The 1,112-nt window shown below is 37.1% G+C and carries 2 protein-coding genes; both read right to left on the reverse strand.

Going from position 1 to position 1,112, the window contains the following annotated elements; translation table 11 throughout:
- Window positions 1-896 (reverse strand): transposase (locus JEM65_RS22515; RefSeq protein WP_199603555.1); only part of this gene is annotated, 896 nt, incomplete at its 3' end.
- On the reverse strand, window positions 890-1,112 hold a 223-nt coding region (locus JEM65_RS20575; RefSeq protein ID WP_199603556.1), incomplete at its 5' end, for a hypothetical protein. The genes JEM65_RS22515 and JEM65_RS20575, both read right to left, overlap by 7 nt.

Genomic DNA, 1,112 nt, shown 5'->3' on the forward strand with positions numbered 1-1,112 from the left:
CTATGAAGGTTATAGGACAGAACTGCCAGAGAGACATATTTGTTGAAATTGATCTTTCCTTTGTCACGGCACTTGTCCAACCCGTGGTAAGTGAGTTGATTGATGTTAGATTCAACGGCATTGTGAGCATTATTTAAGGTTTTAAAATTTTCTGTTCCCTCTATTTCTTTTCGCTCTTTATTTGGTTTTCCTTTTTGTTTTATAACAGCATTTGGGATAATTCCCTCTAGCTCCTTTATGATCTCTTTAGAGCTAAACCCTTTATCAAAACTCAAAGAGGCCATTCTGTTTCCAAACTGCTCTTTAAGTTGTTTTGCGATGTCAACAGTAAAAGTAGCATCGGGAGTGTCTGCTATAATATGACTAAGAACGATAAAATTATTTTGATCCGTTACGATCAAGTGTTTCTCTCCAAACTCTGCAACAACGCCTGCCTTGCCTTTGCTGATCCATTTGGTATGGGGCTCAAACAAAGAAAATACTTTCTCGTTATGTGGGATTTTTTCACCTTTCACAAGTCGTCTTTCTACCAAGTCCATATGCTTGATCAGCATTGCAAAATAATATTCCAATTCTATAAAAGCGAGCTCTTGGGCAAGTGTTTTTGGGGCAAAAACAGCTTGAAATTCTACCATTTTTTTTTGAAGTATCTTGGTGATGTCCAGATAATTTTCAGTGGCATATTTTAAACGCAGCTCCTTGTTTCTGCCTCCTGACTTTTTAGTTTTTTGTAGTTTCCTGAATTCTATTTTGACACGCTTTTTCCAATCCAATGCTTTGCGCCAACCTTCTATATTTTGTGTTTTTGCTAAAGAACAGCCAATTTCAATACACTTTCTGGCGGCATCCCATAACAGGTTATGATCCGTAGGAAAATGAACATTGGTCTTTACCACATAGCTATCGGCTTTGAGCCTAAGAGCTTGGTGGTCTTTTTTTTTAAATACCCTTGTCCTACTTCTAATACCAAATCATTGATCTGTGCGATTGTTTCTAGATTTAACAAGCCAATATTTTCCTTTAATGCCGTCAAACTATATTGCTTTGCTTCTGATGAAAAACCATAAGAATCCCCTTCGATCCCCATAAGTTGGCGTACATATCTATCAGAA

Source organism: Gelidibacter salicanalis (assembly GCF_016469035.1).
Lineage (GTDB): Bacteria > Bacteroidota > Bacteroidia > Flavobacteriales > Flavobacteriaceae > Gelidibacter > Gelidibacter salicanalis_A.